The organism is Streptomyces sp. NPDC060205, from assembly GCF_042728395.1.
In the GTDB taxonomy this organism is placed as follows: Bacteria; Actinomycetota; Actinomycetes; order Streptomycetales; family Streptomycetaceae; genus Streptomyces.
On the sequence record NZ_JBHWZP010000096.1, the window covers coordinates 1 to 22747 of the forward strand.

Sequence of the window (22747 nt, forward strand, 5' to 3'; positions counted from 1 at the left end):
CCCCTTCCACATCGCTGAAGAGGTAGTTCTCCATGGACAAGCCACCGTCACGCACAGCTCTTCTCGCCGGGCTGGCCGTCGCTGTGGTGGGACTGATCCTCTCCGTCGTGCTCGCTGTCGGCGGATGGCCCGACGGGTCGGACGCGGGTGGCCGCGACTTCGGTGCGGTGCCCGGCACCAGCGCCCCGGAGACCCGTCCCGGGGCGCGAGGGACCACGCCTGAGGACACCGTCGGCGGCGCTCGTGTCGGCGCGGCGCCCACATCTTCCGAGCAGGCGGCTTCCGAGGCGGCGCCAACGGCTTCCGAGCAGGCGGCTTCCGGGAGTGTTCCCGAGCCCGTGTCGCTGGCACTGCCCCGGCTCGGCCTGCGGGCCCCGGTCGACCCGGTGGGGGTCGCCCGGGACGGACAGGTCGAGGTCCCCGGTGATCCGGGAAGGGTGGGCTGGTACCGCTTCTCCCCGGCTCCGGGCGCGTCCGAGGGCTCCGCGGTGATGGTCGGCCACGTCGACTCCGACGGCCGTGGTCCGGGCGTCCTCGTCGCCCTGAACGACGTACGCCGGGGCGACCGGGTACGGGCGGAGAGGGCGGACGGCAGCAGCGTGGAATACCGCGTCACCGCCCGCCGCAGCATCACGAAGAAGGCCCTGGTCTCGTCGGAGGCGTTCCGTCTGGACGGACCCGCGGTCCTCACTCTGATCACGTGCACCGGCCCGTATCTGCCGGACGAGGGCGGATATCAGAACAATCTGGTCGTCACGGCCGTGGAGGCGCCCAAGTGACGGCCGTATGGGGCGGCTCCGAGGTGCTGGCGGCTACTGTGGCGACCGTGAGTTCCCTGTCTGACGAACACCTCGGCCATGGCTTCGCCGACGGCGACGAGTCATGCCTGAACGAGGCGTACCGCCGGTGGGGAGCACTGGTCTTCACCGTGGCGTCCCGGAAACTGGGGGACGCCGAGGAGGCCAAGGACGTCACCCAGCAGGTGTTCGTAGGGGCGTGGCGCGGCCGGAAGGGATACGACCCGCAACGCGGATCCCTCAAGACCTGGATCATGGGCATCACGCACAACAAGGTGGTCGACGCGCTCACCCGGCGCTCACGTCACCTCAGAGACGTGGCGGCGGTCGGCAGCGAGGCGGCGGCGGAGGCGTCTGGGCAGCACGTCTCCCCGTCGGACTCCGTACTGGACTACGTTCTCCTGACGGACGAGATCGAGAGGCTTCCCGAACCGCAGCAGACCGTGCTCAAGATGGCCTTCTACGAAGACCTCACGCAGACACAGATCGCCGAGCGTACGGGTCTGCCGCTCGGCACCGTGAAGAGTCATACGCGGCGCGGCCTGATGCGCATGAAGAACCGGTTGGAGGTGGACGGTGAAGCACACGGATGACGAGACGCTGGCACTGATGGCGATAGGGGACCCCCCGTCCTCCTCCGCCGCGGAGCATCTGCGGGAGTGCGCCCGCTGTGCCCGGGAGCTCGACGCGCTGCGTCATGTGGTCTCGACGGTCAGGACGCCCGGGATCCCGGACGACGAGATGCTCACACCGCCGCCGGATCTGTGGGACTCCATCGCCGGGGAGCTCGGCGTTCCCGCGCGGCAGTCTGCCCCGGGCACAGCGGGCACAGCGGGCACAGCGGGCACAGCGGGCACAGCGGGCGCCGACGGCGACAGCGGACAGGACGGCCCCGTTCCGTCCGAGGGCGGCGGCGCGCACGCGGCTGAGCCGGCCGCCGCTCCGAAGCCCCGCCGGCTGGGCCGCTGGGCGGTCTCGCTCGCCGCGTGTGCCGCGCTGCTCGGTGCCGCGGCCGGCAGCACCGTCACCTGGTGGGTCACGCACGACAACTCCGCCGCGGTCCCGTCCGCCGAAGGAAGACGGCTCGACACGTTGCAGGCCAGCTCCGCCGGATACGCGCGCCTGAAGGACAGCAGCGGTCACCCGACACTCGACATCACGGTCAGGGGACTTCCCCGGACCTCGGGCTACTTCGAGGTCTGGCTCATGGACCGCACCCACACCAAGCTGGTCTCCATGGGGGTGCTCGGACCCGACGGTCACGCCGTTCTGCCCGTACCGGACAACATCGACCTCGGTGAGTACTCCGTGGTCGACGTGTCCGTCCAGCCTTACAACGGCAAGCCGGACCACTCGGGCGACAGTATCGTGCGCGGTCCCTACGCCGGCTGATGATCCGTTCGGCTCCGGGATCGGGGCAGCCGCCCGCAGCCCCTGGAACAGGACGCGTGCGGCCCTGGGGCGGCAGGGGTGGACGCGCGCGTACGAGGCAGTGGGAAGATCCGGTCGCTCTCCTGGCGGCCGGGCACCGGCGTACGGCCGTCCCCGGGCCGTTCAGATGCCGTCTGGCCTGGGCGCCGGGGAGGCGTCGGCGGGGCCCAGCCATTGACAGATCAGGATGGTGGCGTCGTCCTGGAGCTGGCCGTCGTGGTAGTCGCGCAGTGCGTGGATGAGGCGGCGCAGTGTTTCCGGTACGGGCAGTCCGTCGGCGTGGTGGCGGATCAGGAAGTCGGTGAAGCGTTCCACGCCGAGTTCGGTGGTGCCGGTGCCGCGGGCCTCGGTGATGCCGTCGGTGTAGAACACGATGCGGTCGCCGGGTTCCAGCTGTTCACGGCACAGGGTGGCCTGCAGCCCCAGAGCGGTGCCCATCGGATGTGCGGGTCTGCAGTTCAGCGTGCTGCTCGTGCGACCGGCACGTATGAGTACCGGAGGCATGTGGCCCCGGTTGACCCAGCTCAGGACTCCGGTGTCCGTGTCGAGATCGGCCAGGATGCCGGTGACGTACCGCGTCTGGTGGTACTGCTTGAGGAGCGCGTCCTCGACCGCTTCGCCGATGTCGAGCAGGCTCCCGCCCTGGCGGCGTGTGTTGCGGCAGGTACCCATGGCCAGGGCCGCGGTCAGGCCGGCGGCGGTGTCGTGGCCCATCGCGTCGAAGATCGATATGTGCACCACCGGGCCCGCGGTGGCGTAGTCGTAGGCGTCGCCACTGATGTGGTGGGCCGGTTCCATCGCGGCGGAGATCGCCACGCGACTGTCGGAGTAGGTGGGAGGCGGCATCAGATGCCATTGCATCTCGGCGGCGATGTTCAGCGGCTCGGTGCGCATCAGCCGGGCGTAGGAGTCGCTGCTCTGCCGTTTGCTGACGATGATCAGTGCGATCAGGGCGGCGAGCAGTTCCATGTTCTCCCGCGTGCGCTCGTCGTCGGCTCGCGTGGTCAGGCGCAGGACGCCCAGGCGCTCGGTGCCGTTGAGCAACGGCACCCACCACTGCCGTGCCCCGGGACCGGAGCGGCCACCGCGCAGGATCTGCCCGTATTGGTAGGCGCGGCCCGGCAACGTCCCCTGGATCTTGATCCCGTCTTCCTCGTCGCCGGCGTCACCCGCGGCGTCCTGTCCCCGGCCGGTCAGCAGGTGCAGCACTTCGCGCTGCAGGTCTGCCAGATAGATCAGTGCCTGGGTGAACCCCGCGGACGCCGCGTGCTCGACCGTCTTGGCCGGCAGCCACTCAAGGGGGATCAGCTGACTTGAGGCGAGCAGACCGGCCAGCATCTCCCGGCTCCCACGGTCCTGATCATTCACAGGCACTTCTCCCACCCCACAGCCCCAACCGAACCCCCGGCACACTGCTGGGTAGAGGACAGACCTCTTCACTGTAGCCGTCCCGGCCACCCCCAACGGGCGGTGCGGCCACAGGGGTGGTCGCCGTGACCGGGAACGATCAGCGTGACTCGGTACGGGCGTCGGCAGCCCGTACACAGACGGCACGGACCCGGTCACGGACAGGGGCGACCACGCCGCGGGGTTCCATGGGGCGAGAAACCCTTGATCGGTGTCCCTACCGGTTACGGGGAACGGGCGGCCTGCTCACTGCCTGCCCCAGGTGTCGGTTGCGGGGTCGTACCGGGCGAGCCCGAGGCGGGCGAACTCCCGCAGCCAGCCTTCCATCGGCCAGGCACCCCAACGGTCCCGGTACACAGCCGCGTTGCGCAGGATGTCGTCCAGATGTTCCACCGGTGGGCGGCTCACCGGATGGTGCTGGTGGTACGCGGGGGCCCCGCCGATCCACCGCAGGTCCACACCCTTCGTCGCGGCGGTCCGGCCGAAGTCGGTGTCCTCGCCGCCGTAGCCGGTGTACCGCTCGCAGAAGCCGCCGATGCGTCGCCAGGTGGCCGCGGTCACCGCGAACGACAGCGTCCAGAACAGGCTGTGGTCGCCACCGGTCAGCACCTCGTCGTCGTGCGGGACCGGCCGTGCGGGATGCGGTGAAGCCAGGCCGGAGAGCTCGGTGAGCCGGTATCCCTCTGGTGGCGGAGGCGGCAGGTAGGTGACGGTTCCGCACAGGAGGGTTCCGTCCTTGGCGGTTTCGGCATAGCGTTCGAGCAGGGTGGGGCCGGGCACACAGTCCACGTCCAGGAAGACCAGCAGGTCCGCTGCCGCGGCGAGGGCGCGCCGGGCTCCGGCATTGCGTGCGGCGGCCAAGGGCAGCCGGTCGGCATGCCGTCGAACGTGGATGACGTCGGCCGCGGGTTCCCGGTCTCGTACTGCTTCGGCGACGGCCGGGTCTTCGAGCGCGACGACGATGTAGTGATCCGGACGGAGCGCAGAGGCCGCCAGGCCGCGCTGCTGCAGTGCGAGATGGCGGTGGCGCCCGGCGACCAGGGTGATCACGGCAACGCGCACGCGGGGCTCTCCCTCGGCGAGACGGTCGCGGCAAGCTCGTCGAGCAGTCGGCCCGCCTGTGCGGCCCCGTCGCCGGGTGCCCACTGCCGCCAGCGCCGGCCGCCGGCCTGGCGGACGGTGGTCAGCAACTGTGGCCATTCGTGGGGCGCGGGCCAGCGCGTCCGTACGGTGGCGATACCGGCGGCGGCCAGAGCGCGGGCGGTGGCGTGCTGCTCGTCGTGCGGCCGTTCCTGCGGCACGACGAGGGCAGGCGTGCGGGCCGCGGCGCACTCGGCCACGGCGTTCTGTCCGGCATGGGTGACCACGACGTCCGCCTGGCACAGCAGCGGCCATGGGTCCTCGGTCCAGTTCCCGGCGCCGCCCAGGGCGATCCAGTCCCACCCTGGTGTGGCCTCGGCCGCTTTGCGCACGTCATCCTCCTGCACGGTGGTTCCACCGGAACCCAGCAGCACCAGCACCTGCCGCCGTGTCGGCCGCCGCTCGACGCGGGGCCGGCCGTCGTAACGGGAGAACGCGCCGGTGCAGACGGCCTTCGCGTGCCACTCAGGCGGCCAGTCCGGCTCCGGCAGCGTGGCCGGCCACGGAGCCAGCAGCGCATCCGCGATGTCGTAGGCGAGTCGGTGGGCCGGGTCGGAGCGGTCGCCGCGCATCGCACTGACCATCACCGGTACGCCCATGAGACGGGCCATGGTGGCCACTTCGACCGAGACGTCACTCACCAGGAGCGTGGGGGCTGTCCGCTCGATCCACGAGGCGATGGCACCCATCCGGGCGCGCAGCCCGGTGTGGTGCAGAGGCACCCAGTGCAGACGACCGTGTGCCGTCGGGTCCGCGGCACCCGCCTCCTGGCCGGCGTCCGACGGCAGTCGGATCCACTCGCCGGTCCAGTCGGCGGGCCGCGGCAGGCAGGACAGACCGGTGACGGGGGTGCGGGCGTGCCGGGCCACGCACCGTGCGCGATGCAGGTGGCCCAGGCCGTGGTGGTGGATGTAGTAACCGATCATGCGGCCAGTTCCTCGTAGAGGGCGGTGTACTGGGCGGCCATGGTGTCCAGCGAGCAGAAGCGCTCGGCTCGTCGGCGAGCGGCCCGGCGGTCCAGGCGTACCGTCTCGTGGACGAGCGCAGCGAGGCCGGCCGGGTCGTCGGGCGGGGCGAGCCGGCCGCACTCGGGGGTCAGGATCTCGTTGAGCGCTCCGCGGTCGAAGCCGCACACCGGGGTGCCGCAGGACAGGGCCTCGGCGACGACCAGCCCGTACGGCTCGTCCCAGGACGGAGTGACAAGCGCGGCTGCGGCACCACCCACGAGCCGGACCAGCGCATGCCGGCCCAGGTGTCCGACGTAGTCGATTCCTGTGCCGAGCAGAGGTTGTACGTACTCGTCGAAGTACCGCCGGTCGCCCACCGGTCCGGCTATGCGCAGGGGTACTCCGGCCCTCAGGGCCGCTTCGGCCGCCAGGTGCGGTCCCTTCTCCGGCACCAGCCGGCCCGACCAGGCGAGGTAGGTGCCGCCCGCCCCTTCGGTCCACAGGCGGGTGTCCACGCCGTTGCGCACCACTCTGGCGTCGGGCACGGTGGACCGCCAGGCGAGAGCCGTATGGGAGCTGACGGCCGTGAAGGTCACGGGGCAGGCGTCCTGGGACTGGATGGCCGACTCCAGCCAGGGCGTCGGCGGGGTGTGCAAGGTGGTGACCACCGGCAACCGCAGTGCCGGGGCCATGGCGACCGGCAAATAGTGCAGGCTGTTGTTGTGCACCACGTCGAAGTGCGCGCAGCCGTCCTGGGCCATGTCCATCATGAGCCTGAGGTAGGCGTGGTGCTCGGCCATCCATGTGGCGTCGGGCATGCTGACGTCCGCACGAGCCGCGTCGGTCAGCACCGGCCGGTGCACCGGCAGTTCACGCAGTCCCAGTGCCGGGTCGGAGCCGGGGGCGGCGAACAGCGTCACGTGGTGGCCCTGCGCGGTGAGCGCCTTCGCCAGAGTCCAGGTGTGCGCCTCCAGGCCGCCTGCGAAGGGTTCTCTGACAGGGAAGCGAGCCGAGGCGATCAAGGCGATCCGCAGCGGCGTGTTCATCCCAAGAGCTCGGTGTAGCAGGCTCGGTGGGCGGCGGCCAGAAGGGTCCGTTCGGCTGCCCGCTGTGACACCGTGGCCCTCCATGCCGGCCGTGTGCGGTACGCCGTCAGGACCGCCCGTTGCAGGGACTCCTTGTCCAGACCGCCGTCCTGCGTGTGGCCGTAGGTCAGGCAAGGGCGCTGTTGGGCGTAGAAACCGCAGTCCGGTGCCGCCACGGGTGTGCCCAGGTCGTGGCAGGCTTCCAGCCAGCCGGAGTGGGTGCCGAAGGTGTACGGCAGCACGGACAGGTCCAGGTCGGTGAGGTAGTCCCACAACTGCTCGTCGTCGAAGTAGTCGTGCATGCGCAAGGTGAGCAGTCCTCGCCCGGCGAGTGCCTCCAGTTCCGTCAGCACTTGCGGGGCGTATGCGTGTGCGGAGGGGTCGCCGACCTCGTGGTGGATGTTCACCACCAGTTCGGCTCCGGGCAGTTCGGCCAGCGTCTCACCCAGGACGCGCACCACGGGCAGCACAGCCATGTTGGGCCGCAGACTCTTCGCGTGTACACCGACCCGGAAGCCCTGTCGGGGAGACCGTGGGCGTGCGATGCGCTGCGGCTCCACCACGTGAGGATGCGGCAGTACGCTCGCTTCACGGTTCCAGCGCTTTTTGATCTCGGCGGCTGCGCCAGGGGTGAGCGTGACAAGTCGGTCGGCGGCCGGCACGAGCACGTCCAGGGCAGCCCGATGAGGTGCTGGGTCAGGATGGTGGGGGTTGCGCAGGTCGTGCACGGTGTAGACGAGTGGCTTGCCGTGGCGGCGTAGGGCCGCGACGAGGTCGCCGAGCGCGACAGGACCCTGTGCGTCGAAGCCGAAATGAAGGTGAAAGACATCGAACTCGTCGTGGTGCGCGGACACCCAGGCGGGGTCCAGCATCACCGGCGGCCACCAGCCCTGCGCTGTGCTCGGCGCACCATTGGGCCGTGGATCGGCGAGCCGCACGACCTCGTCCCTGCCTTCCACGTCGGCGCAGTGCCGCACGTAGACGTGCCCCGCCGGAACGCTGGCAACTCTCACCGGACCACTGCGCCGCGCATCGCGCCGCGGAGGTGAGGCGGTGACCGGTTCCCTCATTGCGGCGCTCCCTAGCTGGACGTGTATCCCGGTGAAGAGCCGCCTCGGACCGCCGACGCTCACCACAAGTATCTGGAAGAAAAAGCAGATTCGCGACATTTCACTTATTGGCGGTCGCTCAGATCCTGGCCCCACTACGGCGACTCCGCCCGGCCGCGAGGCTTCGCCGGGCAGCTGAGAAGTCATCGTCACAACGGTGAATGCGCACCGGTGAGTTCGGCGGGATCCACTGTGGAAAAAGACGCACTCGATCCGTATCGGCCGCACGCATCTCTGTCAGCCGTCATGACGGAACAGCCGTCATGACGGAACGGAAGCAGGGGCTCGGAGGATCCGCTCCGCCGGCCCGCGTGATGTCCGCCGCTGGTCAGTCGAGTTTCGCGTATCGCCGTTTCTACACATTGCTGAGGATTTGCGGGGCCATGTTCTTGATCATGGTGTTGGTCCAGCGCATCTGCCGCAGTGTCCGGGGATGACACGTCGTGACCAGAGCAAGCAGTTCGTCGTCCTTGAGTGCCTGGGCGGCCTGCGCCAGCATTTCCCAGTGCAGAGAATTCTCCACGGCACCCAGATGCAATTCCCGCAGATCACGCAGAAGCACCAGTGCGGGCACGAGGTGTTCATTCAGTGTCGGGGTGCCACCGTCCGGGTGTACGGGAGCCCGGTTTACGGGTGTCGCCCCGCCGGAGTGTGTGAGTTCGAGGCCGTGGCCCTGGGCCGTGTCGGCCAGGACTTGTACGTGTTCTTCCGACCAGCGTGCGAGGTCCATGGCGATGTAATGGATCTCGTGCTCGGCGCCATGGCGTTCGGCCACCGTCCTCAACTGCCGGGCAAGATGCCGCTCGCCGCGGTGCAGTGTGCTGAGCATCAGCGTGCTGCCGGTCATTCGGCTTCCTCCGTAAGGCCGTTCGAGGCAGCGTCCGTCGACTCTGTCACGAGGGAGGTTGCCCCTCCGGCCGTGGCGCGTACGCCGTGGCCCGCAGAGGGGGCGGACGCGGTGGTGGTCGGGGCGGGAGCAGTGGCTCCGTCAGCGGGTTCCACCAGGTGCAGGGCGGCTGCAGCGGTTTTGAACAGGGGCTGCTTGGAGACGGGATCCCAGTCAGTGATGGTCGCCTCATTGGCGGCCCGCCCCGGTGCGCCGCCGTCCGGGCCGTACCCGTTCCCGGTGTCCCAGTAGCCGTAGTGGAAGGGCACGAACAATAGACCGGGACGGATGTCGGTCACCCGCAGCCGCCCCCGCAGGGCACCGCGCCGTGTGGTGATCTCGACCAGGTCACCCTCGGCGAGCCCGAGCACGGCGGCGTCCGAAGGGGATGTCTCGACCCAGACGTCGGGAGCGGCCGCGTTCAGCTGGGGTGAGCGGCCGGTTTTCGTCCGCGTATGGAAGTGGTAGAGGGTGCGGCCGGTGGTCAGCTGGAACGGGAAGTCCTCGTCGGGGGCCTCATGCGGGGGAAAGAAGGTGGCCGCCTTGATCATGGCCTTGCCCTCCGGATTGAAGGAGCCGTACTGCACGGCGTCGTCCGCCGCGCCGGTCACCAGGTCCTTGCCGTAACTCTCGCAGGTGTCGGGTCGTGCCCAGCTGAATCCGTGGGTGTAGAGACGGTCGGTGCCGTTCGGCGCCTGCTCGTGACAGGGCCACTGGATGCCGCCCGCGCCGCGGAGTCTGTCGTGAGTGAGGCCGGTGTAGTCGCACGGTCGGCCGGCGCTGCAGCGTTTCCACGCCTCGAAAGCGGATTCCGGATCGCGCCAGGTGATCAGCGGTCCGCCGTCCTTGTCCCGGAAGTCCATCCGCGCCGCGTAGTCGAGGAAGATGTCCAGGTCCGCCCTGGCCTCGCCGGGCGGTTCGACAGCCTTGTCGGACAAGTGAACCGTGCGGTCGGCGTTGGTCAGGGTGCCGGTCTTTTCCCCCCAGGTGGCCGCCGGCAGCACCACATCAGCCAACAGGGCGGTCTCGGTCAGGAACAGGTCCTGGACGACCACGAAGAGGCGTTCCTGCGCGAGGATCGAGCGGATACGGGACAGCTCGGGCAGCGACACCGCCGGATTGGTGCCGCTGATCCACAGCATCCGGATCGAGCCTTGTTCGGCGTAGCGGAACATCTGCATCGCGTGGGTGGGCGGGGCGTAATGAGGGATGGTTCTCGGCTCGACGTTCCACACCCGCGCCAGGTCGGCCACATGGCGGTCGTTCTGCCAGTTGCGAAAGCCCGGCAGGTCCCCGTTGGCGCCGCACTCGCGGGTGTTCTGGGCGGTGGGCTGCCCGTTCATCTGCAGGATGCCGGCCCCCGGCCGTCCGATCATTCCGCGGAGCAGGTGCAGGTTGTTGATCTGCACGGCCGCGGCGGTGGCCTGATGGGACTGGTACACCCCCTGCAACACCGTGGACAGGAGTCGCTCGGCCGAGCCGATCAGCTCCGCGGCCTCGCGGATCTGCGCGGCCGGTACGCCGCAGATCCGCGCCGCCCACTCGGGGGTGCACTGCGCAACCTGAGAGGCGAGGCCGTCGAAGCCGACCGTATGCGCCGCGATGTAGGAGCCGTCGATGCGGTCGGTTCGGATGATCTCGTGAAGGAGGGCGTTGAGCAGTGCCACGTTCGTACCGCTGCGGGGAGCCAGGTGCACGGCAGCGTTGCGGGCGACCTGTGTGGGGCGCGGATCGACACAGAGCAGCCTGGGCGGGTCCTGGCCTGCCAGTCGGTCCAGAATGCGCATCCACTGCACGGGTTGGGTCTCGGCGATGTTGTGACCGAACAGCGCGATGACGTCGGCGTGGTCGATGTCGTCGTAGCTGCCGGGCTGTCCGTCGCAGCCGAATGACTCCTTCAGCGCCTCGGCGGCGGTGGCGGTGCACAGACGGGTGTTGCCGTCCAGGTGGTTGGTGCCGATGCCGGCCCGGGCAAGCACCGCGAGCGTGTAGTACTCCTCCAGGAACAACTGCCCGCTGGTGTAGAAGCCGATCGCACCGGGGCCGCGCTCTGCCAGCAGGCTGTGGGAGCGGGCGGTGACCTGCTGCATCGCGCTGTCCCAGTCCGACTCCACCAGACGGCCGTTTCGGCGGACGAGCGGCCTGGTCAGACGGTCAGCTGAGGCGTTGGCCTGCCAGCCGAAGAGGTCCTTGGGTCCCAGCCGGCCTCGGTTGACACGGTCGTCCGCCCTTCCGCGCACTCCGGCCATGCGGCCGTCCACGACGGCGATGTCCATGGCGTCGCCGTCCGAATGGAGGATCGACGCCGCCTGTACCCACCGCGACACCTGGCCCGGTTCCACACCTGCCGCGAGGTGCGTGTCCACCCGCACGGGCCAGGACTCGTGACGGCCGTACGGGGTACGCCCACCCCAAGGCCGCGCGATCCGGTCCACGGATGAGTCCATGCCTGCCTCCTAGCAGTTGGTGCGGCACTCTTCAGCGTTCATCCGCGGGGCGTGTCCTGTCGGCCCGGTGCACTGGCGGATCGGTCAGTGTGCCTGGGCACGGATGATCACGAGTTCTTCCTGTTTATCGTCGCTGCCGGCGAGCCCTTGCTGCCGGAGCCAGGCGCGGCGTGAGCGCAGGACCGGTCCCCAGGGCACGTGTGCCCTGGTGGTGGTCTCTGCGGTCAGGCCTGCCGCTGCGAGGCGTTTCAATGTGGCCTCGGGCCCGCACATCGCGGAGTGCACGAGGAGGAGGATGCCGCCGGGGTGCAGCAGGGACGGGGCGTTCGCGCAGATTCTGTCGATGACGAGGCGGCCGTCGCGGCCGGCGTCCCAGGCACGGGCCGGCCCGCCGGCGGGCGGAGCGCTGTGCGGGGAGGGGACGTAGGGCGGGTTGGCGAGGATCATGTCGAAGCGGCGCCCGATGGTCCGGTGGGTGAAGTCCCCGTGCAGGATCTGCAGGGGCAGGCGGTGGCGCAGGGCGTTGAGACGGGCGGTGGCCACCGCCCGTCTGGAGACGTCCACAGCGGTGACCTGCGCGCCTCTGCTCGCTGCGCTGAGTGCCAGGGCGCCGGTGCCGGTACCGATTTCCAGCACTGTGGTCGCCTGGTGAACGGCTTCCGCGGCGAGGGCGGTGGCGAGCAGATGGGTGTCGGCCTGCGGCCGGTACACCCCCGGCAGGGCCAGCAGTCCGGCGGGAAGCAGTCCTCGGGTTACAGCTGTGCAGGGCACCGCGCCTCCGCGGAGTCGGTTGTTCGGGTACGGGCTCGGGGGACGGGTCCTCGAAAGGGGAGCGGAGGACGGTGCGGAGCCGCGCGGGTCCCTGCCCGGCCGGGCAGGGACCACGGGGCGTACCGCGTGCGGAGTCAGGCGGGTTGGGCGAATCGGTCCCAGGCCCGGTGACCGGCCAGCAGTTCGGTGACGTGCTCCAGTGCCGCGTCGGCCGAGTCCGCGGTCACCACGCCGGGGGCGTCGAGGTCGATGCCGGCCGCTTCCAGTGCGTCCGCTCCGTCGGACCAGGCGCCCAGCGCCTTGCCGTGGCGGAACGCCTCGGTGAGCATGAGCAGCAGCCGGGGGTCGATGCCTGAGGCGACCGCGATGTCGTCGACCTTGGCGTCCCGGGCTCCGTACGCGTCGGCGCCCGGTGTGGGCGCGCCGGCCAGCAGGATGGCGTCGAACTCCGTGGAACGGGCGTTGGCGAACGTGCGCTGCACGGTGAGGGGGTCGCCGTCGGCGTCGAGCACTCCACCGGCCGGGGCGATGACCAGGGGCACCATGCCCGCGCCGAGCACCGCTTCGCGGATGGACCGCACGCCGACCAGGTCCTGGTCGTTCGAGGCGACGATGCCCACGATCCGGCCGTCCAGCGGCCAGGTGGCGCCGAGCTGGGACAGTGCCGGGCTGGGGTCCGGCTCGGCGAGTTCCACGGTGGGCGCGGGTGCGGGCAGCCCCAGCCCGGTCGCGACCTCACCGCACAGCTCGGAGTCGATGTTGGCCAGGACCTGCAAGGCCCGTTCCTTGATCGACTGCTCCCAGCACTTGCTGAGCTCGAAGGTGTACGCGGCGACGATGTGCTCCCGCTCGGTGGGCGTCATGCTCAGCCAGAACAGCCGCGGCTGGCTGTAGTGGTCGTCGAAGGACGCCGCCGCGTCACGCACCTTGCGGGCCGCGGGCACCGGCTCGGGAACCTCGATGTACGCGCCGGTGTCCTCGCCGGCCAGGAACGGGCAGCCGCCGTCGAGGGAGTTCGGCCGGTAGGGGGCGGCGCCGCGGTGGACGGCGGTCTGGTGCATGCCGTCGCGCAGCATGTCGTTGACCGGGGCGTGGGTGCGGTTGATGGGCAGCTGGCCGAAGTTGGGGCCGCCGAGCCGGCTGATCTGCGTGTCGAGGTACGAGAACAGCCGGCCCTGGAACAGCGGGTCGTTGGTGACGTCGATACCGGGCACGAGATGGCCGAGGTGGAAGGCGACCTGCTCGGTCTCGGCGAAGTAGTTCGAGGGGTTGGCGTTCAGCGTGAGCAGACCGATCGGCTGCACCGGGGCCAGCTCCTCCGGCACGATCTTGGTCGGGTCCAGGAGGTCGATGCCCTCGAACAGCTGGTCCTCGGTGTCGGGGAACGTCTGGACACCGAGCTCCCACTGAGGATACGCGCCGGCCTCGATCGCGTCGGCGAGGTCGCGGCGGTGGAAGTCGGGGTCCACCCCTGCCGTGATCTGCGCCTCTTCCCAGACCAGCGAGTGCACGCCGAGCTTCGGCTTCCAGTGGAACTTCACCAAAGTCGTCGCGCCCTCGGCGTTCACGAACCGGAAGGTGTGGACGCCGAAGCCCTCCATCATCCGGTACGAGCGCGGAATGCCGCGGTCGGACATGTTCCACAGCGTGTGGTGGGTGGCCTCGGTGTGCAGCGTGACGAAGTCCCAGAACGAGTCATGGGCGCTCTGCGCCTGCGGGATCTCCCGGTCCGGGTGCGGCTTGCCCGCGTGGATCACGTCGGGGAACTTGATCGCGTCCTGGATGAAGAACACCGGAATGTTGTTGCCGACCAGGTCGAAGACACCCTCGTCGGTGTAGAACTTCGTCGCGAAACCCCGGGTGTCGCGCACGGTGTCGGCGGAACCGCGCGAGCCCAGCACGGTCGAGAAGCGCACGAAGACGGGCGTCTCCACGTCCTTGCCCAGGAACGCGGCCTTGGTGATCTGCCCGGCGGTGCCGTACCCCTGGAATACGCCGTGCGCCGCGGCGCCGCGGGCGTGCACCACCCGCTCCGGGATGCGCTCATGGTCGAAGTGGGTGATCTTCTCCCGCAGGTGGTGGTCCTGGAGCAGCACCGGCCCGCGCGGCCCGGCCTTGAGCGAGTGGTCGGTCTCGTACAGTCGCGCGCCCTGCGCGGTGGTCAGGTACGCACCGCCCTGCGCCACCTTCTCCTGCGGGACGCCCGTCTCCTGCCCGGTGGGACTGTAGGTGTCCGGCCCGCGCTGGTCCGGCTTGGGCGGCAGCGGCTCGGCCGGCTCGGTCGGCTCCTCCAGCGGCGGCGCCACCGGACCCGGCGCCCCGGGGATCTCGTTACCGGGGTGCACGGCCTCCTGGACCTTCTTGGCCACCTTGCCGGTGGCGGCCTTCACAGGGTTCTTCTTCGTGGCGCTCACAGCATTCCGATCTCTGAGGGTAAGCACGGAGCGCCCATCGGGATGGGGCGCCTGAGGTCCGCCGGTGCCAGGTACCCCTCCTGCGGAAAGCGACGCAGCGGTCCGTCCGGGGAGGCGCAGTTTCACCCGGCCGGACGCGCAGTATTCGACGCGGGGGCTGTCGCCGAGAACGTCATCGCGATCCCTGCGCGGGCTCCGAGCCTGACCCTCGTCTGAGGGCTTGGGGAAGGCGGAGCCGGGCCCCCACGGCGCGCCGCAGCGGTCAGTGCGGTGTACGGGTGCTGGTGAAGTGCACGGCCGGGCCCCAGTTCTCGCGGGCGGCTGCGAGGCACCAACGGCAGAGCGGCAGTCCGCCACTGCCGTACTTGTGGGTGGGGCGCTGGCAGCCGGAGCAGGGTCCGACGTAACTGCTGGAGGCGGTGAAGGTGGACGGGTCGGGTTCGCTGATCGGCGGCGGGGGAGTGCTGGTCATCGCGGGAGTGTCCTGTCCGGGGCGAGGGAGTGGGGGACACCGCGGTACGAGAGGGCGCTCAGTGAAGGGGAGGGAGGCCGGTCAGCGCGCCGCGGGGGGAAGGGCCGGGCGGCTGGATAAGAGGATGTCGAGTGCGGTGTCCTGGGTGCGGTGGCCGCACGCGCGCAGGCCGGCGTCGAGGAGCCGGCGGGCGTCGTCGCGGCTGAGGGGCTTGTGGCGTCTGCCGAGGGCGAAGTGGTGACCCGCGTGGACTTCGACGGGCGGGCGGCCCGCGCGGATGCCGAGTTCGACCACGCACTCCCGTCCCGGGACGTGGGCGAGGAGGCCGCTTTTCTGCTCGGCTTCGTCGTGCCGGACAGCGGCGGTTTTCGCGTCGATGCGGTGCAGCCACATGGCGTGCCAGGTCCTCAACGTGAGCAGTCGTGCCAGGTCAGCAGGCAGGTAGTCGAACATAGTCCGGTTTCCGCATCCGCGGCCCGATCGGCCCGCCATTCGCGTGTTCGAATACTAGTTCGATAGTCTGCGGGTGGAGGAGGTGGGGTGCCATGGCGGCAGCGGAGGATCAGGTGAGGGCGTCGAGTGTGATGCATGTGCGGTGCCCGCAACGGCTGCAGGAGGAGGTGTTCCGGCAGGTGCTGGAACAGTGCGCGGAGCTCTCCCCGACGGTCCAGGCCCTGCCGCCGTCCGCGGCCTTGGTGGAGCTGAAGGGTGCCCTGCGCTACCACGGCGGCGACGCCCGGCGGCTCGGGGAGGTGCTGCGGGTACGGACCCTGTCGCGGCTCGGCACAGATGTCCGTGTCGGGATCGGGCCCACCGTCACGGTCGCGGCCACGGCCTCCGGACAGCTCGACGGCCCTGGCGGGGTGCTCGTCGTGGAGCGGGACCAGGTCCTTGACTGGCTCGGGCCGCTGCCGGTGGAAGCCCTGCACGGCATCGGTCCGCGGCAGGCGGCGGCGCTGCGGGAGTACGGCGTGCACTGCGTGGGCCTGCTCGCGACGATCCCGCCGGCCACCGTGCAGCGCCTGCTGGGCGGCAGGGCCGGGCGGATCGCCGCGGACCGGGCCTGCGGCATCGACCCGCGCCCCGTCGCCCCGCGCGCCCTGCCCGCGTCCACGAGCGTGCGCCACACCTTCGCCCAGCACACCCTGGACGGCGCGATCGTCCGCGGCGCCCTGCTCGACCTGGTCGTGCGGCTCGGGCTCCGGCTGCGCGAGCGCGGGCAGGTGGCGCGTGGCATGACGCTCGCCCTGCGCTTCGCGGGCGGCACCGCCTGGGAGAAGACGCGCCGTCTGCCGGCGGCGTCCGCGCACGAGGACGACCTGCGCACGATGGCGTACCGGCTCATCGACGCCGCGGGCCTGCAGCGCGGGCGGCTGACCGGGCTCGTCCTCAAGGGTGAGGACCTGGTCGGCGCCGACCAGGTGGCCGAGCAGATCAGCCTCGACCGGGCGCGGGAGGACCGGCTGGTCGCGGAGGCGGTCAGCGACCGTATCCGCAGGAAGTTCGGGCCGGGCGCGATCGGCCCGGCCGCCACCTTCCGCCATGCCTCCTGACCGCGCCTTCTGATCAGGTCTCCTGACCGCCCCTCACCGCCACCCCACTCATCGGGCACACCGGCCCGATCTGCCCCGGAAGCGAGAACTGGTGCTGTTCAACCCACCCGGCATGCTGGACCCCGCGTCACTGCCGCACTGGCCCTACGCACGCGCCGTCGACCAAGAGCTTGCCGCCCGCGGCATCCCGGCCGGCGCCGTCCGCGTGGACCGTGACTTCCGACGCGAGACGGCCCTGCGCCTGGTCTTCACCTGGGACGCCTCCCGCTGCGCCGGCCCCGGTGGCATCCGGCTCATCTGGCACGACGACACCGGCTGGGCCCACAGCCTGCTGCGCCCCGATGCCGTCAGCGCGATCCCGCGCGGCCCCCTCACCGCACTGCGCCGCGTCTACGCCACACCCCGCGATGTCGCGGAGGTGGCCGCCGCGCTCGTCTCCTGGCGTTTCCGTCAGTACAACGGCGCCCACCACGGCCAGTGGGAGCAGGCTGCGCAAGTGCGCGCCGCGATCGATGCGTTCCATCTGACCGTGAACACCGCCAGCCCCCGGACCTCGCCCGCCTTGTCCCACGGCCCCGTAGGAGCCGGACGCACCTCGTCCTCATGACTGCTGCGTGCCGCGGTGCCAGGGGCCGGACAGGTGTAAGCCCGGCTGGACGGGGGTTCCGGCCGGGCGTGGTCCGTGGAGATGTGCGGGTCGGTGCAGGGTGACCGGTGAGGTCAACGCTGCAAGCCTGCCCCGGTGTTACAGCGAACGGCGGTTCGGTGATTCAGCCATAATGCCCGAGGGGCATACGGGGGAGGGCGCGCGGTACGCGCAACGGTGCAAGCGGGGAGAACGACACGATGGACGAGGCGGGATCGTCTTCCGGTGGTGAGGACGGGCTGGTGTCGCAGGGACCTCTGGTCCAGGATTCCATCGTCCTGGACGGTGACGGGAGTGTCATCGCCGAGGCACGCCACCATGCGGTCGGCTTCCTCGCCCGTGCCGAGAAGGAACACGGCGTGGTGGTGTCCGCGCGGGCGAGGGACCTCACCCAGCTGGTGGTCAGCGAGCTGGTCACCAACGCATACAAGCACGCGCCCGGTCCGGTGTCGTTGGAGCTGTGTGTCATCGGGCAGGTGGTGGAGGTGGCGGTGTCGGACAGCGATCCGGCCCTGCCGGTCGCCCACGCCGCCGATACGGGCCGGGTCGGGCAGCACGGCCTGGAGATCGTCATGGCGGTCGCCCAAAGCTATGAGGTCCGGCAGGAGCCGGCCGGCAAACGCGTCATCGTCCGCATCGCTCTGCGCGACGATCCCGGCGGGCACGTCCGCGGCAGCCGTCTTCAATAGCGGCCGGCGACGCTCACCACTTCGTGCTGCCAGGGCCCTCGTGGAATGGGGCGCGGTTCACGGCACGATGACGAGTCGTCCGCGGAGGCCGCCCTCGGTCAGGCGTGCGTGAGCCGCGGCGGCGTCCGCGAGGGGATAGGTCTTCGTGACGCGGGCCAGCAGGATGCCGCGGTCGGCGAGGCGGGACAGTTCGGCGAGCTGGACGCCGTCGGCGCGTACGTCCAGTGCGCTGCTGCGGATGCCGCGTTCCGGGGCGGGTTCCTGTCCGGGCCATACGCCGATGTAGGTGCCGTCGTAGTGGAGCGGGGTGAGGGCCTTGTCCCCGAGGAGCGCGGCGTCGATGACGCCGTCGAAGGTGGCCGGGGGGAGGGGTTCGTCGCGGGGCAGGAAGTGGTCGGCGCCCCGGGTCCGCAGGAACTCCTCGTCGCGGGCCGAGGCGAGAGCGGTGACCTTCAGCCCGCGGTGGTGTGCCAGTTCCACGGTGTGCGTACCGACGCCGCCGGCCGCACCGGTCACCAACAGGCTCTGTCCGGGCTGGAGGGCTGCCATGTCCAGGGCCTGTGCCGCGGAGAGCGCGTTGAGGGGGAGGGCCGCGGCGTGAGCGTCGTCCACGGTCGTCGGGGCCGGCGCGATCGCGTCCGCGTCGAGGACGGCGTACTCGGCGTGGGTGCCCAGCGGGGTGTGGTGACCGGTGGCCAGGCCGATGACACGGTCGCCCGAAGACCAGTGCACACCCTCGCCGACACTCTCGACCGTGCCGGCGATGTCCCAGCCCAGGCCGATGCGCGCGCCCGCACTGCCGAAGACGCCGGCCCGCATGGCCGCGTCCACCGGATTGAGCGCTGCCGCGGCCACCTTGATCCGGACCTGTCCCGGGCCCGGGGCGGGCACCGGCACCTCCGTGATCTCGACTGCTTCGGGGCCGCCGAAGCGGGACACGGTCGCGGCACGCATGCGCATGCTGTTCCTCCTGAGGGTGGGTGTGGTGGACGCACCGGACGAGATACCGTCCAGGCGTTTCTTACCTTTGGTGCGCAACCCCACTCTGCGTCAGTATGGGAGTGCGTACAAAAGGCACACGCGTGTAAGTGAGGCGGAGGGCGGGCGTGCGATGGCGGACGACTTTCGAGCCGAGCAGCCGGCGGGCCGGACAGGGCCTTGTGCCCGCTGGCCGGCCGAGCAGGGCGAGACGATCCGGCAGATCGTCGATCGGGCCGGCGACAAATGGGCCGTGTTCGTGATCGGCACACTGGAGAACGGCCCTCTGCGCTACACCGACCTGCAGCGCTCCATCCCCGGCATCTCCCAGCGGATGCTCACGCATACCCTGCGCCAACTGCGCCGCGACGGCCTGGTCACCCGCACCGCCTACCCCGAGGTGCCACCGCGCGTCGAGTACGCGCTGACCGGGCTGGGCGCCACGCTGCTCGACGCGGTCACCGCCCTGATCGACTGGGCGGGCACCCATCACGACGAGATCACGCGCAACCGGACTCATTACGACCAGGAGGTCCACGGCAGCTGACACACAGGTGGTGCGTTCCGCCGTCGAGCGCGCACCGACTGCACGGCCGTCCTCAACCCGGGTCAGCCGCGGCCGGCCCACTCCACGACGATGTCGGCGAACTCCTGCGGCACCTGCTCCGGCGCCGCCACGTGTCCGTCGGACAGCACTCGGGTCGGACAGCCCAGCGCCGCCGCGAACTTCGCCAGTGAGGGCAGGGAGAACCCGTCGTCGGGGGCGCAGACCGCGAGCGTGCGCGCGGTGATCTTCGGCAGGCGGGGTTCCATGGCGTAGCGGCGCACCGCCTCGTGGCCCTCCTCGACCCGGTCGAGGACGGTCAGCGCGTCGACGACATAGCGACCCAGGGCTGCTTCCTCGCCCGGCCGGTAGAAGCCGCGCCGCTTGTCCCACAGCTCTCGCAGGTGCGTGCCGTCGGGCGCGGGGTCGACATGGTCGACGTTGCCGTGGGCGCCGTTGCGCTTCTCGTCGTCGACGAAGGAGGTCGCCGACAGCAGCAGGCTGGCCACACGGTTCTGGAAACGGGCCGCCACCTCCACGGCGACCACCCCGCCCGTGTGGTGCCCTACCAGGTGGAAGCGGTCCAGGCCGAGCGCCTCGATCAGGTCGCCGACACCGTCCGCGAAGCGTTCGATGGTGTGCGGTCCATCGGGTTTCGCGGACGCCCCGTAGCCCAGGGTGTCCATCGCGATCGTCCGGTACCGGGCTCCGACCAGGGGGAGCACATCGACGTACTCCGTCCAGGAGCGGGGTGTCTGGTGGAGCAACAGCACGGGCTCACCGTCGCCGGACTCCACGTAGTGCAACTGGCCGAAGCGGCTGGGGGCGTAGCCCTTGCGGAGGGCGTTCATGTCCGTCATGGGTGCGTCGCTTTCGTCACAGGGCCGGCAGCACCGAGGCGCCGACGGCTTCGATGAGGTCGAGGGGCGGGTCGTACGAGCCGACATGTTGCAGGAACACCCCGCGCACGCCGTCGGCGTGCAGGGCGCGCAGCCGCCGGGCGATCTCATCGGCGGTGCCGAACAGGCAGAACTCCTCGGCGAAGCGCAGCGCCGCCGCGTCGTCCACCCACGCGGAGGCGACCCGCACCGCGGTGTCCCAGTCCTCGGCGTGCACCAGGTCCGGATACACGCCGTCGACGACATCGGGCACGTCGACCTCGATGCCGGCGAGGGCGAGAAACGGCGCGCCGCCGTTCCGGGCGATCGTGGCGCAGATGGGTTTGATCCGGCGGGCGGCCGCTTCGATGTCGTCGGTCACCTCGCAGTACGCGGAGACCGTGAGCGGCACCGCCTCAGCCACCCGCCCCGCCGCCCGCGCGCCCTCCCGCACCCGGTCCATGGCGCCCGCCAGGGTGCGCGGCGACACGCCACTGAGCAGGATCACGCCGTCAGCCACCTCTCCGGCGAGCCGGAGGTTTCTCGGCCCGCTCGCCGCCAGATGCAGCGGTATGGCGGGGTGGGGATCGCGCAACCGGGAGCGGACCGTACCCCCCGGACCCGTGAACTCCCACTCGTCACCGTTCAGGAGCGTACGCAGCACGGTGAGGCCCTCGCGCATCTCGGCGGTCGTGCTCCGGCGCAGGCCGACGGGCGCGACCGAGCTGTCGCCCACGCCGAGACCCAGGGTGAAGCGCCCCGGGGCGAGTTCGGCGACGCTCCGCGCGGCGGAGGCGATGACGGCCGGATGGCGGGTCGCCAGATTGGTGACCGCCGTGCCCAGGTCGATCTGCTCCGTGCCGAGCGCGGCGGCGGTGAGCGTGGTGAACACGTCGCGCCACAGCAGTTGCGAGTCGGGGAACCAGGCGCTGTCGAAGCCGAGTTCCTCCGCCCTGCGCACGGTCCGCACGATCCGGTCGGCGCGGTCACAAGGCGGGACACGGATGCCGACCTTCAACCGGCCGGCTGCGCGGCTCACTTGTCGCTCCGCACGGTCGGGTTGAGAGCGATGTCCAGGGACGGCGTTCTCCCCGTACGCGCGGCCGCCGGCAACACGTCGGCGGTCCTTGTCACCTCGGCGGCGCTCATCGTCCGCTGACCAGCGCGGTGTCGACGCCCACCGGGCCGAGCGGTGTCGCCCCGCCGGGGGAGCCGAGCGCGGTGTCCCGGCCCGGCAGAGCCTCCGTGAAGAAACGCCGGTTGTCCTCGCGGAAGTCGGGGTCGGCCTTGCGGTCCACCGTGATCGCCTGCTCGGGGCAGGCGACCTCGCAGGCCCCGCAGTCGATGCACTCCGTGGGGTTGATGTAGAGCTTGCGCTCGCCCTCGTAGATGCAGTCGACCGGGCACTCCTCCACGCAGGACCGGTCCATGATGTCTACGCAGGACGCGCCGATGACGTACGCCATGGTGTCAGTGCTCCTTCTCGGTGGAGTGGCCGGGGAACAGGGCCGCCTGTGGGTCGATGACGGTGGCCGCGTTGTTGACCGCGGTGGCGGCCTCGCCGAAGCCGACCGAGATGAGGCGGACCTTGCCGGGGTAGTCGGTGATGTCGCCCGCGGCGAACACCCGGGGCAGGTTGGTCGCCATGTGGGTGTCGACGGTGATCTTCCGGGCCTGGAAGCCGAGGCCCCAGTGCTGCAGCGGGCCGAGGTCGGCGAGGAAGCCGAGCGCCGCGACGACGGTCCCGGCCGGCACGAGGCGGGTCTCCTTCGTGACGCGGTGCCGGATCTCTGCCCGCTCCACCCGGTCGCCGCCGACGAGCCGGCTCACCTCGCAGTCGGTGACGATCTCCACGCCCAGTGCGCGGACCTTCTCGACGGACGCCGCGTGGGCGCGGAAGCGGGCGGTGCGGTGCACGAGGGTGACCGAGCGGGCGATCGGCGCGAGGAGGGCCGCCCAGTCGAAGGCGCTGTCACCGCCGCCGACGACCAGCACGTCCCGGTCCGCGTGCACGGACGGGTCCGGCACGAAGTAGTCGAGGCCGCGGCCGAGGAACTCCTCCCCGGCGGGCAGCGGACGCGGGGTGAACGTGCCCACGCCGCCCGTGATGACGACCGCCCTGGCGCGCACCGTCGCCCCCTGGTCGCTGCGGACGACCGGCAGGCCGTCGGCGTCGTACGTCAGCTCGGCGGCCCGGTGGCCCAGGAGACGGCGCGGGGAGTACGACTCGGCCTGGGCGACGAGACCGTCCACCAGATCCCGGCCGCGCACGGACAGGAAACCGGCGATGTCGAAGATCGGCTTCTCGGGATACATGGCGCTGATCTGCCCGCCGAGTTGCGGCAGGACGTCCATGACGGTGACGGTCAGGCCCCGGAACCCCGCGTAGTAGGCGCCGTAGAGGCCCGCCGGACCGGCGCCGATGATCAGGACGTCGGTGGACAGGACGCCGGTGTCGTCGGTGAGTTGGCTCATGGGGTGAGCGTAGGAACGAGGCGGCGGTTCTCCCTACGGAGCCGGTCCGGTGAGCAGGACGGCCCCTTCGCAGGGCCG

General features: G+C 70.8%; 23 protein-coding genes. 7 read left to right on the plus strand and 16 right to left on the minus strand.

Features of this window, described 5'->3' with window-relative positions; all coding sequences use genetic code 11:
* The first annotated feature begins 32 nt into the window (after nt 1–32).
* Genes ACFWGJ_RS18825 through ACFWGJ_RS18835 form a run of 3 tightly spaced genes read left to right on the plus strand, consistent with a single transcriptional unit; the run spans nt 33 to nt 2189 of the window.
* Nucleotides 33–779 carry a class F sortase gene (locus ACFWGJ_RS18825; RefSeq protein ID WP_387325621.1) on the plus strand — a complete coding sequence of 249 codons (747 nt, stop codon included), beginning with the start codon at nt 33–35 and terminating at the stop codon, nt 777–779.
* A gap of 47 nt (nt 780–826) precedes the next feature.
* Nucleotides 827–1390 carry a sigma-70 family RNA polymerase sigma factor gene (locus ACFWGJ_RS18830; RefSeq protein ID WP_387325623.1) on the plus strand — a complete coding sequence of 188 codons (564 nt, stop codon included), beginning with the start codon at nt 827–829 and terminating at the stop codon, nt 1388–1390.
* Nucleotides 1374–2189, plus strand: a complete 816-nt coding sequence (locus ACFWGJ_RS18835; protein WP_387325626.1) for an anti-sigma factor — start codon at nt 1374–1376, stop codon at nt 2187–2189. The genes ACFWGJ_RS18830 and ACFWGJ_RS18835 overlap by 17 nt, the downstream gene beginning before the upstream one ends.
* A gap of 162 nt (nt 2190–2351) precedes the next feature.
* On the opposite strand, the gene ACFWGJ_RS18840 is transcribed toward ACFWGJ_RS18835, so the two are convergent.
* From ACFWGJ_RS18840 to ACFWGJ_RS18890, 11 genes are all read right to left on the minus strand, one after another.
* Complete coding sequence (locus tag ACFWGJ_RS18840; RefSeq protein ID WP_387325680.1) at nt 2352–3566, minus strand: PP2C family protein-serine/threonine phosphatase; 1215 nt, start codon at nt 3564–3566, stop codon at nt 2352–2354.
* Between the two features lie 315 nt (nt 3567–3881).
* Entirely contained in the window at nt 3882–4697 is an 816-nt protein-coding gene (locus tag ACFWGJ_RS18845; protein ID WP_387325629.1) for a glycosyltransferase family 2 protein, read from the minus strand.
* Entirely contained in the window at nt 4682–5701 is a 1020-nt protein-coding gene (locus ACFWGJ_RS18850) for a glycosyltransferase (RefSeq protein WP_387325631.1), read from the minus strand. Before ACFWGJ_RS18850 ends, ACFWGJ_RS18845 begins: the two co-directional genes overlap by 16 nt.
* A complete protein-coding gene (locus ACFWGJ_RS18855; RefSeq protein WP_387325633.1) occupies nt 5698–6768 on the minus strand; it encodes a glycosyltransferase in 1071 nt (356 codons plus the stop codon). Before ACFWGJ_RS18855 ends, ACFWGJ_RS18850 begins: the two co-directional genes overlap by 4 nt.
* Nucleotides 6765–7820: a glycosyltransferase family 1 protein gene (locus ACFWGJ_RS18860; RefSeq protein WP_387325636.1), complete on the minus strand. Its 1056-nt coding sequence runs from the start codon at nt 7818–7820 to the stop codon at nt 6765–6767. Before ACFWGJ_RS18860 ends, ACFWGJ_RS18855 begins: the two co-directional genes overlap by 4 nt.
* A 451-nt stretch (nt 7821–8271) precedes the next feature.
* Nucleotides 8272–8763: a hypothetical protein gene (locus ACFWGJ_RS18865; RefSeq protein ID WP_387325638.1), complete on the minus strand. Its 492-nt coding sequence runs from the start codon at nt 8761–8763 to the stop codon at nt 8272–8274.
* Nucleotides 8760–11249, minus strand: coding sequence for a molybdopterin oxidoreductase family protein (locus tag ACFWGJ_RS18870; RefSeq protein WP_387325640.1), 2490 nt, complete (start codon nt 11247–11249; stop codon nt 8760–8762). The genes ACFWGJ_RS18865 and ACFWGJ_RS18870 overlap by 4 nt, the downstream gene beginning before the upstream one ends.
* Before the next feature lie 84 nt (nt 11250–11333).
* Entirely contained in the window at nt 11334–12020 is a 687-nt protein-coding gene (locus ACFWGJ_RS18875; RefSeq protein WP_387325642.1) for a HemK2/MTQ2 family protein methyltransferase, read from the minus strand.
* A gap of 134 nt (nt 12021–12154) precedes the next feature.
* Complete coding sequence (locus ACFWGJ_RS18880; protein ID WP_387325682.1) at nt 12155–14389, minus strand: catalase; 2235 nt, start codon at nt 14387–14389, stop codon at nt 12155–12157.
* A 307-nt stretch (nt 14390–14696) separates the two neighbouring features.
* The gene (locus ACFWGJ_RS18885; protein WP_387325644.1) at nt 14697–14906 is read right to left on the minus strand and encodes a hypothetical protein; all 210 of its coding nucleotides are present in this window, start codon (nt 14904–14906) and stop codon (nt 14697–14699) included.
* A gap of 81 nt (nt 14907–14987) precedes the next feature.
* Entirely contained in the window at nt 14988–15359 is a 372-nt protein-coding gene (locus ACFWGJ_RS18890; protein WP_387325646.1) for a DUF6233 domain-containing protein, read from the minus strand.
* Between the two features lie 92 nt (nt 15360–15451).
* Here ACFWGJ_RS18890 and ACFWGJ_RS18895 point away from each other — a divergent pair, with 92 nt between their 5' ends.
* From ACFWGJ_RS18895 to ACFWGJ_RS18905, 3 genes are all read left to right on the plus strand, one after another.
* The gene (locus ACFWGJ_RS18895) at nt 15452–16459 is read left to right on the plus strand and encodes a hypothetical protein (protein WP_387325648.1); all 1008 of its coding nucleotides are present in this window, start codon (nt 15452–15454) and stop codon (nt 16457–16459) included.
* A 112-nt stretch (nt 16460–16571) separates the two neighbouring features.
* A complete protein-coding gene (locus ACFWGJ_RS18900) occupies nt 16572–17066 on the plus strand; it encodes a hypothetical protein (RefSeq protein ID WP_387325650.1) in 495 nt (164 codons plus the stop codon).
* A 239-nt stretch (nt 17067–17305) separates the two neighbouring features.
* Nucleotides 17306–17794 carry an ATP-binding protein gene (locus ACFWGJ_RS18905; protein WP_387325652.1) on the plus strand — a complete coding sequence of 163 codons (489 nt, stop codon included), beginning with the start codon at nt 17306–17308 and terminating at the stop codon, nt 17792–17794.
* 57 nt (nt 17795–17851) lie between these two features.
* Here ACFWGJ_RS18905 and ACFWGJ_RS18910 read toward each other — a convergent pair whose 3' ends face one another.
* Entirely contained in the window at nt 17852–18748 is an 897-nt protein-coding gene (locus ACFWGJ_RS18910) for an NADP-dependent oxidoreductase (protein ID WP_387325685.1), read from the minus strand.
* A gap of 157 nt (nt 18749–18905) precedes the next feature.
* Here ACFWGJ_RS18910 and ACFWGJ_RS18915 point away from each other — a divergent pair, with 157 nt between their 5' ends.
* A complete protein-coding gene (locus ACFWGJ_RS18915; RefSeq protein WP_387325654.1) occupies nt 18906–19319 on the plus strand; it encodes a winged helix-turn-helix transcriptional regulator in 414 nt (137 codons plus the stop codon).
* Nucleotides 19320–19381: 62 nt separating this feature from the next.
* Here ACFWGJ_RS18915 and ACFWGJ_RS18920 read toward each other — a convergent pair whose 3' ends face one another.
* From ACFWGJ_RS18920 to ACFWGJ_RS18935, 4 genes are all read right to left on the minus strand, one after another.
* Entirely contained in the window at nt 19382–20176 is a 795-nt protein-coding gene (locus tag ACFWGJ_RS18920; RefSeq protein WP_387325656.1) for an alpha/beta fold hydrolase, read from the minus strand.
* Nucleotides 20177–20192: 16 nt separating this feature from the next.
* Entirely contained in the window at nt 20193–21233 is a 1041-nt protein-coding gene (locus ACFWGJ_RS18925) for an LLM class flavin-dependent oxidoreductase (RefSeq protein ID WP_387325659.1), read from the minus strand.
* A 106-nt stretch (nt 21234–21339) separates the two neighbouring features.
* Nucleotides 21340–21660, minus strand: a complete 321-nt coding sequence (gene fdxA, locus ACFWGJ_RS18930) for a ferredoxin (protein WP_387325662.1) — start codon at nt 21658–21660, stop codon at nt 21340–21342.
* A 4-nt stretch (nt 21661–21664) separates the two neighbouring features.
* On the minus strand, nt 21665–22669 hold the full coding sequence (locus ACFWGJ_RS18935) for an NAD(P)/FAD-dependent oxidoreductase (protein WP_387325665.1): 1005 nt from the start codon (nt 22667–22669) through the stop codon (nt 21665–21667).
* Between the last annotated feature and the right edge of the window lie 78 nt (nt 22670–22747).